Source organism: Butyrivibrio sp. AE2032 (assembly GCF_000702965.1).
In genome coordinates, this window is sequence record NZ_JNLF01000005.1 from 1669512 (window position 1) to 1686153 (window position 16642).

At 48.3% G+C, this 16642-nt stretch carries 12 protein-coding genes and 2 tRNA genes; all 14 read left to right on the forward strand.

What is annotated here, in order from left to right:
• Positions 1–36 precede the first annotated feature (36 nt).
• The 14 genes from BO18_RS25050 (at position 37) to BO18_RS25115 (ending at position 16485) form a co-directional block, all read left to right on the forward strand.
• Positions 37–288 (forward strand): extracellular matrix/biofilm biosynthesis regulator RemA family protein, encoded by a 252-nt coding sequence (locus BO18_RS25050; protein WP_034450415.1) that lies wholly within the window; start codon positions 37–39, stop codon positions 286–288.
• Between the two features lie 266 nt (positions 289–554).
• Positions 555–2510: a DNA topoisomerase (ATP-hydrolyzing) subunit B gene (gene gyrB, locus BO18_RS25055; protein ID WP_051689258.1), complete on the forward strand. Its 1956-nt coding sequence runs from the start codon at positions 555–557 to the stop codon at positions 2508–2510.
• Between the two features lie 603 nt (positions 2511–3113).
• Complete coding sequence (locus BO18_RS25060) at positions 3114–3875, forward strand: ParA family protein (protein WP_034450416.1); 762 nt, start codon at positions 3114–3116, stop codon at positions 3873–3875.
• 12 nt (positions 3876–3887) lie between these two features.
• Positions 3888–5228, forward strand: coding sequence for a ParB/RepB/Spo0J family partition protein (locus tag BO18_RS35785; RefSeq protein WP_051689141.1), 1341 nt, complete (start codon positions 3888–3890; stop codon positions 5226–5228).
• A 135-nt stretch (positions 5229–5363) separates the two neighbouring features.
• Positions 5364–5454 (forward strand) — tRNA-Ser (locus BO18_RS25070).
• Positions 5455–5665: 211 nt separating this feature from the next.
• Positions 5666–7492: a threonine--tRNA ligase gene (gene thrS / locus BO18_RS25075; protein ID WP_034450417.1), complete on the forward strand. Its 1827-nt coding sequence runs from the start codon at positions 5666–5668 to the stop codon at positions 7490–7492.
• Between the two features lie 242 nt (positions 7493–7734).
• The gene (locus BO18_RS25080; RefSeq protein WP_034450418.1) at positions 7735–8688 is read left to right on the forward strand and encodes an L-lactate dehydrogenase; all 954 of its coding nucleotides are present in this window, start codon (positions 7735–7737) and stop codon (positions 8686–8688) included.
• A 160-nt stretch (positions 8689–8848) separates the two neighbouring features.
• Positions 8849–10264 carry a bifunctional UDP-N-acetylglucosamine diphosphorylase/glucosamine-1-phosphate N-acetyltransferase GlmU gene (gene glmU, locus BO18_RS25085; RefSeq protein ID WP_034450419.1) on the forward strand — a complete coding sequence of 472 codons (1416 nt, stop codon included), beginning with the start codon at positions 8849–8851 and terminating at the stop codon, positions 10262–10264.
• Between the two features lie 21 nt (positions 10265–10285).
• Entirely contained in the window at positions 10286–10816 is a 531-nt protein-coding gene (pth, locus tag BO18_RS25090) for an aminoacyl-tRNA hydrolase (protein WP_034450420.1), read from the forward strand.
• Positions 10809–14369 carry a transcription-repair coupling factor gene (mfd, locus tag BO18_RS25095; protein WP_051689142.1) on the forward strand — a complete coding sequence of 1187 codons (3561 nt, stop codon included), beginning with the start codon at positions 10809–10811 and terminating at the stop codon, positions 14367–14369. The genes pth and mfd overlap by 8 nt, the downstream gene beginning before the upstream one ends.
• A gap of 16 nt (positions 14370–14385) precedes the next feature.
• A tRNA-Arg gene (locus BO18_RS25100) sits at positions 14386–14460 on the forward strand.
• 154 nt (positions 14461–14614) lie between these two features.
• Positions 14615–14836: a DUF1902 domain-containing protein gene (locus BO18_RS25105; RefSeq protein WP_034450422.1), complete on the forward strand. Its 222-nt coding sequence runs from the start codon at positions 14615–14617 to the stop codon at positions 14834–14836.
• A gap of 265 nt (positions 14837–15101) precedes the next feature.
• Entirely contained in the window at positions 15102–15794 is a 693-nt protein-coding gene (locus BO18_RS25110; protein WP_034450423.1) for a polyphosphate polymerase domain-containing protein, read from the forward strand.
• Positions 15795–15813: 19 nt separating this feature from the next.
• Positions 15814–16485: a DUF4956 domain-containing protein gene (locus BO18_RS25115; protein ID WP_034450424.1), complete on the forward strand. Its 672-nt coding sequence runs from the start codon at positions 15814–15816 to the stop codon at positions 16483–16485.
• The last annotated feature ends 157 nt before the right edge of the window (positions 16486–16642 follow it).

A 16642-nucleotide genomic window follows, 5' to 3' on the forward strand; every position in this document is an offset into this window, starting at 1 on the left:
GTTAGAAGAGGTTTCCGGGCGATTTGGAGGCAGAAAATGTTCATTCACATCGGCAATGATCTTTCAGTTCTCAAATCTTCAGTTACCGCAGTAGTCAATCTTGAGACCGTCCTCCCTTCCCAGAAGGATATAGCGGACTATATGAACCGTGAAGACGAACAGGGCAGGCTGCAGTATGTGACTGAAGACATACCGAAGACATTGGTTATAACCGATGACAAAACATATGTTTGTTCTTTATCATCCGGTCTGATATTAAACAGGCTTAAGTCATCCGATAACTTCTGAAGACGATAAATGAATTTGTTGAATATGCAGCATTTTCCGGTATTTGAAGGATTGTGCCGCCAAGAATAGGAGTTTTTACATTTATGAAGGAAAACGACGAGAAGAATTTCAATTTTGAGGAGACTTCCAAGAATAAGGAACCCTCCTCCCGCCCTTCCGGTGCTGTCGATCTTTATTTCCAGCCTGTAGAGGAAGGCGACGATGACGAGCTTAAGAACCTGGCAGAAAACCCCAGGGCTTTGACCGAAGATTTCAAGGAAGAGTCTATGGCTGAAGTTCTGGCAGCCGAGGGAGATCAGGACAGCTTCGATACATCCAACAACAGTGAATACAGCGAGGATGATATCCAGGTTCTTGAGGGTCTTGAAGCGGTAAGAAAACGTCCGGGCATGTATATCGGTGATACCACATTAAGAGGTCTTCATCACCTTATCTATGAGATCGTCGCTAACTCTGTAGACGAAGCTCTTGCAGGACGCTGCGATACCATTGACGTTGTGCTTGAAAAGGACGGTTCAGTTACGGTAACAGACAACGGTTCGGGTATTCCTGTTGGTAATCACCCGAAGCTCGGTATCCCTACCGTAGAAGTCGTTCATACAGTGCTCCATGCAGGCGGTAAATTCGGCGGCGGAGCATACAGTATCTCAGGCGGTCTGCACGGCGTTGGTGCATCCGTAGTTAATGCCCTGTCTGATCACATGAAGGTTCAGGTACGCCGTGAAGGCAATATCTACGAGATCGAATTCGAGAAGGGTAAGACCACTGTTCCGCTCCATGTCGTAGGTACATGCGAGAAGGAAGACACAGGTACGAAGACCAATTTCATCCCTGACAATTCCATATTCCCTGACATTGTCTTTGACTTTGACTCCATGATCACACGTTACCGTGAAATGGCATTCCTCAACAAGGAAGTCACCATTGATCTGACGGATGACAGAGGAGCAGAGCCCGTTAAGAAACATCTCCATTATGAGGGCGGTATCATCTCCTTCGTTGAGTATCTCAACAGGCATAAGGAAGCTATCAATACTCCACCTATCTATTTCGCAACAAAGCAGGGTGACAATTTCGTTGAGATCGCTCTCCAGTACAACGACTCTTATCAGGAGACTGTCTACACATACGCAAATAATATTGCTACACCTGAAGGCGGTACACACCTTGTCGGTTTCCGTGCGGCTATGACAAGGGCCATCAATGACTATGCAAAGAAGTATAAGTTCATTAAGGACGGCGACGTAAAGCTTCAGGGTGAAGATACGAGAGAAGGTCTTGCAGCTATCATCTCAGTCAAGCTTCCTGATCCTCAGTTCGAAGGACAGACAAAGAGTAAGCTCGGTAACGCAGAGATCAGACCTATGGTCGACAGCGCAGTATATGAGAAACTCGAGATCTACCTCGAAGAACATCCTGATATCGCCAAGCTCATCATGGATAAGTGTCTCTCCGCTTCCAGAGCAAGAGACGCAGCAAAGAGAGCAAGAGAACTCACAAGAAGAAAGACAGTATTTGAGAATAACGCATTGCCCGGTAAGCTCGCTGACTGCCAGAGTGATGAGGCGGAATTCTGTGAGATCTTCATCGTTGAGGGAGACTCCGCTGGCGGTTCCGCTAAACAGGGCAGAGAGCGTAAGTATCAGGCAATCCTTCCTCTCTGGGGTAAGATGCTCAACGTTGAGAAGGCAAGGATCGACAAGGTTTATTCAAACGAGAAACTCCAGCCAGTAGTCATGGCTCTCGGCGCCGGTATTGGTGATGAGTTCGATGAGACAAAACTCAGATATCACAAGGTCATAATCATGGCGGATGCCGATGTCGACGGATCGCATATCAGGACGCTCCTTCTCACATTCTTCTTCAGATACTTAAGACCTCTTGTTGAAGGCGGATATGTTTATATTGCATGCCCGCCGCTCTTCAAAGTCTACAAGGGTGACGAAGCATATTATGCATATGACGAAAAGGAGATCGAAGAGATCAAGATTGCTCACAAGTGGGAGAATCCTCTCATCCAGCGATTTAAGGGTCTCGGCGAGATGAGTTCAGAGCAGCTCTGGGAAACGACAATGAACCCTGTTACTCGTAAACTCCTCAGAGTTACACTTGCAGATGCACAGGAGGCTGATGAGACATTCACACTCCTCATGGGTGACCAGGTAGAACCCCGTAAGGAATTCATCCAGGAGAACGCTAAACTGGCAAACATTGACAACTGATATCTTTTCTATAATCAAGTTATTTACGGGTGTTGCGGTAATCGTAGCACCCGTTTTCTTTGAATGTTCCACGTGGAACATTCTGCTTAAGTGAATAGTGAAACAAATATATAACTGATGCAAGATTCGGTTAATTGTTCCACGTGGAACAATTAGAAACGTGAATTGAAAAGATAAAACAATGATGGTCAGTTTTGAATATATCTGATGATGATCAATGAACTCTATGAAAATCTTAACTATGTACCTGAAATGCAGAATTTCTAAAATTCATGATCAAGGTACTGGTATTGTTCCACGTGGAACAATACGATAAAGAACGTAATTCTGACTCTGATTCAATAAATTATGTATGACGGATTGATACACTATATTTGACGGTCTTTGATCAATGTTCCACGTGGAACATTTTACTGAAAAATCTCATATATCTTTGGAAACACGTAAACAAAGAACCCGGTCATAAAACCAATACTTGAATACTCACAAATTACATTGTTCCACGTGGAACAAATTGTAGTAAAGATGACATATAATATTTTAAAACATAGTGTTAGAATTAGCGTATATCATATAGAATTACATTAAAAGGAGTAGTCAAATATGGCGACGGTAATTGCTCTTGTAAACCAGAAAGGCGGCGTCGGAAAGACGACAACTGCAGTAAATCTTGCAGCTTTTCTCGGTAAGAAAAAGAAGAAAGTCCTGTTGATCGATATGGACCCTCAGGCCAATGCTACAAGCGGTTTGGGCATTGATAAAAGAGAACTTGAACAGACTGTATATGATGTTCTTATCAACGAAACTCCAATATCAGATGTTATCTATGAGACTAATGCAGATAACGTTGACATCTGCCCTACCAATATAAATCTTGCCGGTGCAGAGGTCGAACTTGTTACTGTAATCTCAAGAGAACAGATACTGAAAAATGCTATAAGCGCTGTAAGTGATATTTACGATTTCATTATCCTTGACAGTCCTCCGTCACTCGGTCTTCTGACCATTAATGCACTGACGGCATCCGATAAACTGATCATACCGATCCAGGGCGAATATTATGCATTGGAAGGTCTTTCCCAGCTTATGGATACGATAAACATCGTTAAGAAGAAACTTAATCCTGATCTTGAGATACTGGGTGTTGTACTCACAATGTTCAACATGAGAACACAGCTTTCCAGACAGGTTAAGGAAGAAACAGACAAGTACTTCGGTACGAAAGTCTTCAAGACTGTAATCCCCAGAAATGTAAGACTTGCAGAGGCACCGAGCCACGGCCTTGCCATCTGTGATTATGATAAGAATTCAAAGGGCGCCAGGGCATATGAGTCTTTGGCAAAGGAAGTCATAAAGAGAGCATAAAGGAGAAAGAATATGGCTAACATCAAGAAGGGATTAGGAAGCGGAGTTAAGTCAGCACCTAAGAAGAAAGTGATCACAACAGCAAAAAAGACAACTGCAAAGAGCGCTGCGCCTGCCAAGAAAGCCACAGCTTCAGCTAAGAAAACTGCAGGCGCTAAAAAGACTGAACCGGTAAAGAAGGCTGCTCCTGTCAAGAGGGCTGCAACGGCAAAGAAAGCAACCGAAACTAAAACGACTGCAGCAAAGAAACCGGGCAGAAAGCCTGCTGTAAAACCTGCAGCAAAGGCTCCGTCAAAAAAGACCGCTGTAAAGGCAGCACCTGCTGCTAAAAAGGTTGCTGAGATGAAGACAGCTGCTAAAAAGACTGTTGAAAAGAAGCCTGTTGCAAAGAAAACAGCAGTTAAAGCGGCAGCGAAGAACACAACTGCTCCCGTTAAAGCAGATGCTCCTGTTAAGAAGACTGCGGTCAAGACCGTATCTGAGAGCAAGGCCATGGGAAGAGGTCTGGGTGCTCTTCTTTCAACAGACGGCATTCCTGAGAACAAGAGAGATTCAGTTGTAGATCTTAAGATCAATGACATCTCCCCCAACAACGGTCAGCCTAGAAAAGTATTCAATGATGAATCACTTCAGGAGCTTGCTTCTTCTATCGAAGAGAATGGCGTCATCCAGCCGATCATCGTTCAGCGTAAGGGTGACGGATACAGGATCGTCGCAGGCGAGCGCCGTTGGAGAGCCGCACGTATCGCAGGTCTCACTGTAATTCCGGCAATCGTAAGAGAGCTTTCAGACCGTGAGACGATGGAGCAGGCTCTTATCGAGAACATTCAGAGAGAGGACCTGAATCCTATCGAAGAAGCATCCGCGATGCAGAATCTTCTTGAGGCTCATAAACTCACTCAGGAGCAGCTCGCCAAGAAGCTCGGCAAGCCAAGGGCAACGATCGCGAATACTCTCCGTATCTTAAACCTCGATGAATCTCTCCAGGAATTTGTCAGCAGAGGAGATCTCTCTGAAGGTCATGCCAAGGTCATTCTCGGCCTTAAGCAGAAGGAAGACCAGCGCAAGGTTGCCGACGTCATCATGGCACGCGACATGAACGTCAGACAGGCTGAGATATTTGTCAGAAAGTACATAGAAGCTCAGAATAATCCTTCAAAGAAGAATCCCGTTGACGAACCCGATGTCCGCTTCACTCTGAGCGCAACGGAAGTTGAGACCAAACTTAAGAAACAGCTCGGCGCAAAGGTAAAGCTCAAGGTCAACGACAGATCGACCGGCCGCGGCCGTATCGTGATCGATTATAAGGATTACGCAGATCTCGACAGACTGATCGAGTATCTCTGCAACTGATAGAGAAGACAGTATATGGTAAAGCTGTATCGGGTTATTTCCGGGTGTCCCGGCATTAAAGCACCTGATACAGCTTTCCTTTGTCTCCGGTTGACTTCTCTTACTTATTTTTGTATACTTAAGTGCCTTAGGTATGGAGGTTTATCGAAGCGGTCATAACGAGGCAGTCTTGAAAACTGTTTGGCCTTCACGGGCCACGTGGGTTCGAATCCCACAGCCTCCGCCAGGAACACAGAAGCCCTTCCGTTTTACGGAGGGGCTTTTACTTTACGAACAAACGTTTGCTTTTGCCGCCGTTTTTGAACGGTTTCTCTATATATTTATGTAGTTATTTATAGAAAAGCCTTTATTATCAACATTTTTATTTTATATGTGGTACAATCTTCTACTATCTGCACAGCGGTTCTGTGCATAAAACTCTAGAGGAGGAACTTAAAATGGAAAAAGAAGAAGTATTGAAGGTGTACCGTCACTCTCTTGCGCACATTCTTGCTAAAGCCGTTATCGAGCTTTACGGCAAAGAGGTACAGTATGCTATCGGACCTGAGATCGAGGACGGCTGCTATTATGATTTCGTCCTTCCGAGAACAGTAACAGAGGAAGATTTCCAGACCATCGAAGACAAGATGCACGAGATCATCAAAAGAAGGGAAGACTGGACACGTAAGGTCATTTCCCGCGATGAGGCTTTGGAACTCTTCAAGGATCAGAAGTTCAAGCATGAGCTTATAGTCGATCTGCCCGCAGATGAGACTATTTCGATATATTACACTGGTGATGACTATGTTGATCTTTGCCGTGGTCCTCACGTAGACAATTCACAGGAACTCTTCAGCGCCGCATTCAAGATCAAGAATGTATCCGGTGCTTACTGGAGAGGCGATGAGAAGAGAGATCAGCTCCAGAGAATCTATCTCTTTGCTTTCCCGTCAAAGGATGAGCTCAAGGCACACCTCGCATGGCTCAAGGAAGCACAGGAGAGAGACCACAAGAAGATCGGTACTGCCCTTGACCTCTTCATGTTCCGTGAGACAGCTCCGGGTATGGCATACTGGCTCCCGAGGGGCTGGATCCTTTATCAGGAACTCATGAAGTATTCACGTGAGATCCAGGGAAAGCACGGCTACACAGAGATCTCGGCACCTCTTATCAACAATAAGAAGCTCTGGCTCATTTCCGGACACTGGGCACACTATCAGAACAACATGTTCATAGTTCCCGGTATCACAAAGGGTGTAAATGCAACAGACGCTGTTCAGGGCGAGGAAGCTCCCGAGCAGTATTCGGTAGATGCGGAAGACACAATGGCAGCAAAGCCTATGAACTGCCCTAATGCCATGATGTCCTACAAGCGTACAATGCACTCTTATAAGGAACTTCCTATCCGTTACAGCGAGTATGACGTTCTCCACCGCAAGGAGAAGTCAGGCCAGATGAACGGTCTCTTCAGAGTACAGGAATTCCGTCAGGACGATGACCATACATTCGTAACACCTGAGCAGATCAAGGATGAGATCAAGGACGTAATCGCAATCGCAGACGAGATCTACAAGACATTCGGTATCACATACAGGGCTGAGTTCTCCACAAGACCTGACGACTTTATGGGTGATATCGAGTCCTGGAACGCTGCTGAGGCTTCCCTGAAGGCTATCCTTGACGAGAAGTACGGTGACGGCAATTATGAGATCAACGAAGGCGACGGCGCGTTCTACGGCCCGAAGATCGACCTTCAGATCAAGGATGCATTAGGACGTGAGTGGCAGTGCGGTACCGTACAGCTCGACTTCCAGCTCCCTCATAACTTTGAGCTCACATATGTCGACAAGGACGGCGTACAGAAGATGCCTATCGTTATCCACAGAGCCATCTTCGGTTCTTTCGAGCGCTTCATCGGCATCATCACAGAGCACTTCAAGGGTGCGTTCCCGTTCTGGCTAAATCCTTATCAGGTAGCAGTCGTACCGATCAGACCCGAGCACAACGAGTATGCCCAGAAGGTAGCTGCTGAGCTCACAAAGGCCGGCGTAAGAGTCGAGTCTGACCTGACTGACGTCAACATGAGAGACAAGATCAAGAGATTCAAGCAGATGAAGGATCCTTATATCCTCGTTGTAGGCGATAAGGAAGCGGCAGAGAATACGGTATCCGTAAACGTCAGAGGCTCCAACAAGCAGCTTCAGGGCGTGGCTTTGGACAAGTTCGTCGAACTCTGTGCAAAGCTCAATGCCGAGAGAACACTGGAGCTCCCTCAGGAGATCTGATCGACTCAAAGGCTTAAATAAAAATGCCAAGCGGCGCGGGACTTTAAGGTTCTGCGCCGTTTTTCGTCTTTCAGGAATGAAATGAAAACGCCAAATAAAAGTTTGATTATCAAATTATTAAAATAACCGCTAAAAAGGGCATACGAGTACTATTTTTAGGTAAAAATCATAACGAATAATGACTTTATTTGAAGATTTTTTCTTGATATCATTCGTATTGCTATAAAGGGGGCGTAAACGCTATGTACAAACAAGAAGGAACCAAAGTCGCCATAATCGGCGCAGGTGCGGTAGGATCAACAACCGCTTTCGCAATCGCAATGCAGCAGCTCTGCTCTGAGCTCGTTCTTATTGACGTCAATAAGGAAAAGGCTCTCGGTGAAGCTCTTGATATCAGCCACGGACTTCCGTTCATCGGCGATATGTATATCCACGCAGGCGACTATGCAGATGTTAAGGATGCTGACTGCATCATCATCACTGCAGGAATCCCGAGAAAAGAAGGCGAGACAAGACTTGACCTTGCAAAGAAGAACGTCAAGCTCGCTCATACGATCACAGACAGCATCATGGAGCACTACAACAAGGGTGTCATCATGGTAATCTCCAACCCTTGCGACCTCGTCACATATAAGGTTGCAGAGTGGTCCGGACTTCCCTCAAATCTCATTATCGGTTCAGGTACGAACCTCGACTCCGCACGTTTCAGAGTCCTTATCTCCAGAAAGCTCGGAGTTGACGTAAGAAACGTTCACGGTTATATCCTCGGCGAGCACGGTGAGACACAGTTCCCTGCATGGAGCCACACTCACGTTGCCGGTATGTCCATCGACGAGTATGCAGAAGCAATCGGCGTACCTTTCGGTCAGGACGTTAAGGATGAGATCGCTCAGAAGACAAAGTCTTCCGGCGCAGAGATCATCAAGCTCAAGGGCGCTACATTCAACGGTATCGCAGTAAGCGCCGCAACACTCCTCAGATCCATCACAGAAGATGAGCACACGATCAGAACAGTTTCCACAAGACTCAACGGCGAGTACGGCATCTCCGGTGTCACTCTCGACGTTCCGGCTCTTATCGGCGCTAACGGTGTAGATAAGATCATCGACATGCGTCTCACAGACGAAGAGTATGAGCTTCTCAAGAAATCTGAGGCAAATATGCGTGAGGCTATCGCTTCCGTAGAGGGTCTCTGATAAAGGGAAATACTTATTTCGCTGCGTTTACGGGCGAACAAACAGAAATCACAGCCCTGCGCTTTGTCCTTAAAAGTGCAGGGCTTCTCATTTAATTAGGTATAAAGATTTGCTATAATGCTAAGGGTATTCCCGAATAATTTATAACAGAGGTTTTAATATGGAAATCAGTGCGGTTGTTATGGCGGCAGGAAAAAGCACGAGAATGAAGTCCAAGCATTCCAAGGTCGTGTTCCAGGTGTCGGGCAAACCGATCATCCAATGGGTGGCTGATGCTCTTCAGGAGGCAGGCTGCCAGGATCAGGTATATATAGTAGGTGAGGCACAGGCTGAGATCAGAGGCGTTTTAGGCGAAAATGTTGCCTATGTGCTCCAGGAAGAACAGAGAGGAACGGGTCATGCGGTAATGCAGGCTGCTCCTTTCCTTGAAGGCAGAGACGGACTTACGATAGTCCTTCCCGGCGACTGCCCGATGGTATCGGCAGACACGATCAAGAAGGCGCTCGACGCTTTCGAGAATGCCACTTCGAATTGCGCAGCCATCCTCATCACGGCTGAGGCTGACGATCCGACAGGATACGGCAGGATCATCAGGGGAGATGACGGCAACGTTACCAAGATCGTTGAGCACAAGGACTGCACGCCCGAAGAGCTCAAGGTCAAAGAAATCAATTCCTCAATGTATGTTTTCAAGACTCCTCTGCTCCTTTCCGCTCTGGGAAGGATCGGCGCAAACAACGCGCAGAAGGAGTATTACCTTACTGACACCATCGGCATCCTCATCGGCGACGGCTACACAGTAGGTGCCGTTGTCTGCGATTTCGATGACACAAGGGGAGTTAACGACAGGATCCAGCTTGCCCAGGTAAGAGACATAATGAATCACAGGATCCTCAACTACCACATGAAAAACGGCGTAGAGATCGTAGATCCCAATGCCACATGGATCCACTATGCTGTTGAGATCGGACAGGATACGGTAATCCTTCCGGGCACTACGCTCCTCGGTAACACCAATATCGGCGAGGACTGCATCATCGGTGAGAACACGAGGATCGACTGCTCTGATATCGGCGACGGCACGGTTGTCGATAACTCCATCGTAACCAACAGCTCTATCGGCAAGAACTGCCGTATCGGACCTTACACGCACATCAGACCCGAGTGCCGTATCGAAGACAAGGTCACGCTCGGCGCGTATGTCGAGGTCAAGGCTTCAACGGTCGGCGAGAATACGAGAGCAAGACACCTTACATATATCGGCGACTCAAAGGTCGGCCGCAACGTCAATTTCGGATGCGGTACTGTCACATGTAACTTTGACGGTCAGGACAAGATCGGCTGCACGATCGAAGACAACGTATTCATCGGAGGCAACTCCAATATCGTTTCTTCCGTCGTTCTCGGCAAGGATTGCTACATCGCTGCAGGTTCCACGATCACTTCCGACGTTCCCGCCCTGTCTCTCGGTATCGGCAGATCCAAGCAGCTCAACAAGGAAAACTGGGTCGCAAACAAGAGCCGTATGAGAGGCGAGAATTACATAAGACTCGACGACAGGCGTTCAGAGTTCTGATATCCTCCGGAAGGTCTTGGAATGTGGATAGTAGCCGGGCTCGGTAATCCGGGAAAACAGTATCTTTATACGTGGCACAACATGGGATATCTCGCTGTGGATATGCTCGCGGATAAGCATGACATTTTTCTCGGAAAAGAGAAGTATAAGGGCCTTTGGGGCAAGGGTAAGATCAAGGGACAGGATGTCATCATAATCAAGCCCACCACATACATGAACAATTCCGGCGAGTGCCTCGTGGAGATCAGCCGTTTCTATAAGGTCCCGCCGAAGAACATCATCACGGTTTACGACGATATCGACATCGCGAAAGGCACCATAAGGGTAAGGCCGAAGGGAAGCGCCGGCACGCACAACGGCATGAGATCCTGCATCCAGCTTTTGGGAACCGAGGAGTTTCCGAGAGTAAGGATAGGCACGGGACCGGTCCCCGAGAACTGGGAACTGGTAAATTACGTTCTCTCAGAAGTGCCCGCCGATGACCGTAAGCTCATGAACGATGCCTTCGTAAAGGCCTGCGATGCGATCGAGGAGATCATCTCCAATGGATAAAAAGCTCATAGAGCTCCTCGAAAAAGTCGGGTCCGACAAAGAGCTCGCTTCGGAATTTGCCGCAAGTATCAGCAGCGGAAAACACCTTAACATCACCGGCCTTTGTGCAGAGCAGAAGGTCTATGTTGCTATGGCTCTGGCACACATGAACGGACGCAAGGCCGTATTCATCGAACCGGACAGCGCCAGGGCGAGGACTACAGCATCCTACTGCGCGGCTTTTACGGACGGTCCCGTTACCCTTCTGACGCCTTCAGAACTGTCTCTCGTAAGCGCCGAAGCATCTTCAAGAGAATTAGAGCTCAGCAGGACAGCTGCGCTCTCAGAGCTCGTTACGGGCGGATTCGGGGCAGCCGTAATAACGGCCGGAGCCCTTCTGAACAAGTTAGAGCCCGCGAAGGTCTTCGCAAAGAGGATCATTAAGCTTAAAGTGGGGCAGGAATACGAGCGTGACGACCTTGTCGCGGCGCTCCTCTTAAACGGTTACGAAAATGTTCCGCAGGTCATGGAAAAGGGCGAGTTCTCCGTAAGGGGAGACATCGTGGACATCTATTCGCCCTCATATACCGAGCCTGTGAGAGTCAGTTTCTTCGATACCGAGATAGATCAGATAAAGACATTCGACCGTGAGACGCAGCGTTCCACGGGCCAGCTCACCGAGACGGTTGCCGTACCCGCTTCCGTTTACGCTTTCCCCGAAAACAAAAGGGATGAGATCGCGGACCTTATCCTTGCGCGTGCGCATGAGGATCTTTCAAAGATGAATGCGGCGACGAGAGAGGTGAGACGTGCTGCCGAGCTTCTGTCGAGGACCGCTACGGGCGACGCCGAGAAGATCAGAAACGGAATCGAGCCGTCCGGCATTGCGAGATGGTTGGGAATAATACTTAAGGATTTCGGTACTGCGGTCGATTATGTCGATGCCGGCAAAGTTGTATTCTTCGCCGACGAGATGGTCGACATAGACGCAAGGATGAATTCATATGCAGGTGAGTACGCGCAGCGCTGCCGTGACTCTTTCGAGATCGGTATCGCGCCGACATGCTCGCCGTCCGCCATGGTCAACATTTCGAAGCTCATGGTGGCCCTGGATAAGCTTGATAACATTGTTACACTGTCTATGTTCCAGTCTCCGGGCAACGGATTGCCGGGCGGATCGACTGTTACGGTGTCGGGTTTTCCCGCAGACAATTATTCGGGCCGCGCAGAGGAACTTTCAGCGCTCATAAAGAACACGGACAACATCTATCTTGTTGCCCATCACGGAAGACGTTACGAGCAACTCAAGGAGCGCCTTAACGAGCACGAATGCTTCACCGAGATAATCGACGCGCCTCTTCCGGCAGGCTTTTCGTATCCGAAGATCGGACTCACGATTTTCGGTGAACAGGAGCTTTTTGGCGCCGAGCAGAAGCGTCCCGAAAAGAAGAAGGGCGGGAACAGGATCAAGTTCTTCAGCGAGATCGAACCGGGTGACTACGTAGTACACGACAAGCACGGCGTCGGCCGCTACGAAGGCCTCATTAACATGAAGGTCGGCGATATCCGCAAGGATTACTTAAAGCTCACTTATGCAAAAGGCGAGACTCTCTATATCCTTCCCGAGAATCTCGATTCACTGCAGAAATACGTCGGTCCGGGCGAGAAGGAGCCCAAGCTCTCCAGGCTCGGCGGCGACGAGTGGAAGAAGTCCGTTTCAAGGGCCAGAGAAGCCATCAAGAAGGTCGCTTACGACCTGCTGAAGATATACGCTGCAAGAAGCGTAAACAAAGGCTTTGCGTGCATTCCCGACGATGAGCAGCAGAAGCTGTTCGAGGACAGGTTCCCGTTTGTCGAGACGGATGACCAGCTCCGCGCGACACACGAGATAAAGGCCGACATGGAATCGGAAAGACCGATGGACAGGCTCCTTTGCGGAGACGTCGGATTCGGAAAAACAGAGGTCGCTTTCAGGGCGATGTTCAAGGCTGTTATGAACGGCAGGCAGGTAATAATGCTCGCGCCGACAACGCTCCTTGCACAGCAGCATTACGAGAATTTCATGAGGAGAGTCAAAGACTTCCCCGTCAATGTCTGCCTGCTCTCGAGATTCGTTCCGGCGGCTCAGATAAGGCAGAACCTGATCGACATAAAGAAGGGCAAGATAGACGTCATAATAGGCACTCACAGAGTGCTTTCAAACGACGTGAAACCGCCCCAGCTGGGACTTCTCGTCATCGACGAGGAGCAGCGCTTCGGCGTTAACCACAAGGAAAAGATCAAGTCCTTAAAGACCGATGTCGACGTATTGTCGCTCTCGGCCACGCCTATCCCGAGAACGCTTCACATGTCGCTTTCAGGCATCAGGGACATCTCCGTTCTTGAAGAGGCACCGTTCAACAGACGCGCCGTCCAGACCTACGTCTTGGGCTACGACGAACAGATAATAGTTCAGGCCTGCATGCGAGAGATCGCAAGGGGCGGCCAGATATTCTACCTGTACAACAGGACGTCCGATATCGACAAGGTCGCAGACGCCCTCGCGAAGAGCATGCCAGGCGTCCGCGTCACATATGCGCACGGCCAGATGCCTGAGAACGGCCTGGAGACCGTGGTCGCCGACTTCATCGAAGGCAAGTATGACATCCTCGTCTGCACAACGATAATCGAAAACGGCGTCGACATGCCGAACGTCAACACGCTCATAGTCGAGAACGCCGACCGCTTCGGTCTCTCGCAGCTCTACCAGATAAAGGGCCGTGTCGGAAGATCCGACAGACAGGCATATGCCTACATCACATATAACGCAGATGCTCCCCTCAATGAGGAAGCAACGAAAAGACTGAACGCACTGCGCGAGTTCACGGAGCTCGGTTCCGGCGTCAGGATCGCCATGCGTGACCTTGAGGTAAGAGGCGCGGGCAGCCTTCTCGGCGCCGAACAGCACGGCCAGATGGACGTCATCGGCTATGAACTCTACTGCAGGCTCCTTGATGAAGAGGTAAGGCTCCTCAAGGAAGGCAAGGACGCGGTCCTCGATACAGACGTCATCACGGGTCACGCCGAGAGCGAGGACAAGGGCTTTACCGTCGAAGTCGATTACGATGCATACATCCCTTCTTCCTACATTCAGGATGAGGCTGCAAGGATGAGCTGCTACAGGCGCATCGGTGACATCTCGGGTCTTGAGTCCTACAGCGATTTCTTAGATGAGATCACGGACCGTTACGGCGATGCTCCTCCGGAAGTCTACATCCTTTCGGGCATCTCGCTCATCAGGTCAAGCGCACGTCTTCTAGGCTTTGTGAAAGCATCGATCAAGAACGCCGGCGTAAGGCTTTATTTGAATCCCAACCTTCAGATAGACATGCAGGCTTTCGGTGCTCTCATGCGCGACAGTTTCTACGGTGCGCGTGTTTCCATCAATGCCACGGGAACCCTGCCGTATATGCTCTTCAAGCCGTCTTCGACAAAGCAGGACAAGACAGTTTCCGAGATCGTCGGGCTTTTGCGGATCCTTGAAGAGAACAAGACGCCGGCGCCTGCTGACAAGCCTGACGGCGATGCTGTATAATAACCGGGTTCAAAATGCTCCAATAGTCTAATGGATAGAATGGCGGTTTCCGGTACCGCAGATGCGGGTTCAATTCCTGCTTGGAGCGCCAAGATCAAAAGACCTTTGCAACATATGGACAGTAATTTGCCTTCAGCAAATTAACTAGTTGCAAAGGTCTTTTTTACTTGACGTAGGGATGGGAAAGGTGTCGTGCTAAATATGCCATGATAAAATAATAAAAACGGAAAAGGAGCAAGTTACGCATGAAGTGCATAATTAATGTTACATGGGACAGTGATGCTGCTGTGTATATTGCAACCAGTGAGAATATACCCGGATTGGTTTTAGAATCGGGTTCATTTGATGCGCTGATCGAAAAAGTTCGTGTGGCTGTTCCGGAGTTGCTTCAATTAAATAATAGTAAGGCTGACATAATTGATCTTACTTTCTTGTCTGAAAGGCATTGCTTGGTGTCTAATGGCTGAATATGAGAAGATAAAGTCACGCTTTACCGCAAATGCTATTATGAAACAGAGTGGGATATATTTTAAGTTTTAAGAATAAAGGAACATGAGTGTTCGAACAACATATACTGCCGTTTGGATTCAAATCCGGCTGCCTATACAGGATCCGAAAAGCTTTTGCAGACTGTTTTCAGTACGTTGCAAAAGCTTTTTTAAGTTCATTTAAGGTAGCCGCTGTATCATCCTGTGGTACAGTCGCAAAGACTGCATGAAAGGAGCTTAGGGAATGAAGGAAGAGAAGGATTACCGCCATGAACTCAAGTTCGCGATATCCTATTCCGATTATCTTGCCATGCGGAGCAGGCTGAAGGCGGTCATGTTGCCCGATCCTCATGTTGACTCAAGCGGCAGATATCTCATCCGGAGCGTTTATTTCGACAACAGCGATGACAAAGCGCTGAAAGAGAAAATAGACGGCATCGGAAAAAGGGAAAAGTTCAGGATCAGATACTATAACGATGATCTTTCGTTTATAACCCTTGAGAAAAAGATGAAGATCGACAGCCTCTGTCTGAAATACGACGTGCCGATCACGGAAGAGGAATTCAGAAAGATACTGAACGGTGACATCGCGTTCATGCGTGAACACGAAAACGATCTCGTAAAAGAGTTCTACGCAAAGATGATATATCAGAGGTTAAAGCCCAGGGTGCTGGTCTCATATGTCAGAGAACCCTATATATACAAAGCGGGAAATGTCCGTGTAACGTTTGATTCGCAGATCAGGACCAGCCTGTTTTCGTCGGGATTCCTGGATAAAAAGATAAGCAATATCAGTGCGACGGACACACCGCAGGATATGTTTCTTGAAGTCAAATATGACGCATTCCTGCCGGAGATAATCCAGGACATAGTCCAGGTCCCCGAGTTAAGACAACAGGCATTTTCAAAATACGGCGCATGCCGGAGATTCGGTTAATTTTTTGGAGGTAACATAAATGAATTTCAGTGACATTTTCAAGTCGAGCTTTCTGGAGAGCATTACGGAGTTTTCAGCTTTGGATGTGTTGATCGGTATGATCTTCGCATTGGTCATAGGACTGTTCATCATGCTGATCTACAAGAAGACGTTCAGCGGCGTCATGTATTCAAAAGGTTTCGCGATGGCTCTTGTAGGACTCTCTCTCGTAACGACTCTCGTTATCATGGCGGTAACGTCAAATGTCGTTCTCTCGCTCGGTATGGTCGGTGCGCTCTCTATCGTACGTTTCCGTGCTGCGATCAAGGAACCCATGGAGATCGTCTTCCTGTTCTGGTCCCTGGCAGCAGGCATAGTCATCGGCGCAGGCATGATCCCGCTGGCTGTCATCGGTTCACTTGTTATCGGCCTGATCTTCATCATCTTCATAAAGCAGAAGATCACCAGCACGCCTTATATCCTTGTCGTTAACTGCAACAACGAAAAGACTGAGGCCAGCGCCATGCAGATAATCGAAAAGTCTGTCGGCAAATATGTGATCAAGTCCAAGACAGTCAACGATTCCGGCATCGAGTTTACTCTTGAAGTCAGGATCAAGGATGCTGCAACCGGTTTTGTAAACAGCATAAACGAGCTCAAGGGCGTTACTTCGGCAACACTTGTTTCGTTTAACGGTGACTACATGTCCTGATGAGGTTACGGATTTTTCGCTTTTCAGGGCATAATTTTCCGGGAAAATATGCCCTGATCTTGGAAAAAACCTATTCAGGACTATCTCTAAAGTGCTGAACGGGAGCAGAACATTACACAGAACGGGTAATCATGCAGCGTTGACGTACATATACGCA

Bases quoted from the DNA above. Each gene is read 5' to 3' on its own strand.
- thrS (WP_034450417.1), top strand. From the start codon at position 5,666: ATGGAAAAAGAAGAAGTATTGAAGGTGTACCGTCACTCTCTTGCGCAC.
- glmU (WP_034450419.1), top strand. From the start codon at position 8,849: ATGGAAATCAGTGCGGTTGTTATGGCGGCAGGAAAAAGCACGAGAATG.
- pth (WP_034450420.1), top strand. From the start codon at position 10,286: ATGTGGATAGTAGCCGGGCTCGGTAATCCGGGAAAACAGTATCTTTAT.
- mfd (WP_051689142.1), top strand. From the start codon at position 10,809: ATGGATAAAAAGCTCATAGAGCTCCTCGAAAAAGTCGGGTCCGACAAA.
- BO18_RS25050 (WP_034450415.1), top strand. From the start codon at position 37: ATGTTCATTCACATCGGCAATGATCTTTCAGTTCTCAAATCTTCAGTT.
- BO18_RS25080 (WP_034450418.1), top strand. From the start codon at position 7,735: ATGTACAAACAAGAAGGAACCAAAGTCGCCATAATCGGCGCAGGTGCG.
- BO18_RS35785 (WP_051689141.1), top strand. From the start codon at position 3,888: ATGGCTAACATCAAGAAGGGATTAGGAAGCGGAGTTAAGTCAGCACCT.
- BO18_RS25115 (WP_034450424.1), top strand. From the start codon at position 15,814: ATGAATTTCAGTGACATTTTCAAGTCGAGCTTTCTGGAGAGCATTACG.
- gyrB (WP_051689258.1), top strand. From the start codon at position 555: ATGGCTGAAGTTCTGGCAGCCGAGGGAGATCAGGACAGCTTCGATACA.
- BO18_RS25060 (WP_034450416.1), top strand. From the start codon at position 3,114: ATGGCGACGGTAATTGCTCTTGTAAACCAGAAAGGCGGCGTCGGAAAG.
- BO18_RS25105 (WP_034450422.1), top strand. From the start codon at position 14,615: ATGAAGTGCATAATTAATGTTACATGGGACAGTGATGCTGCTGTGTAT.
- BO18_RS25110 (WP_034450423.1), top strand. From the start codon at position 15,102: ATGAAGGAAGAGAAGGATTACCGCCATGAACTCAAGTTCGCGATATCC.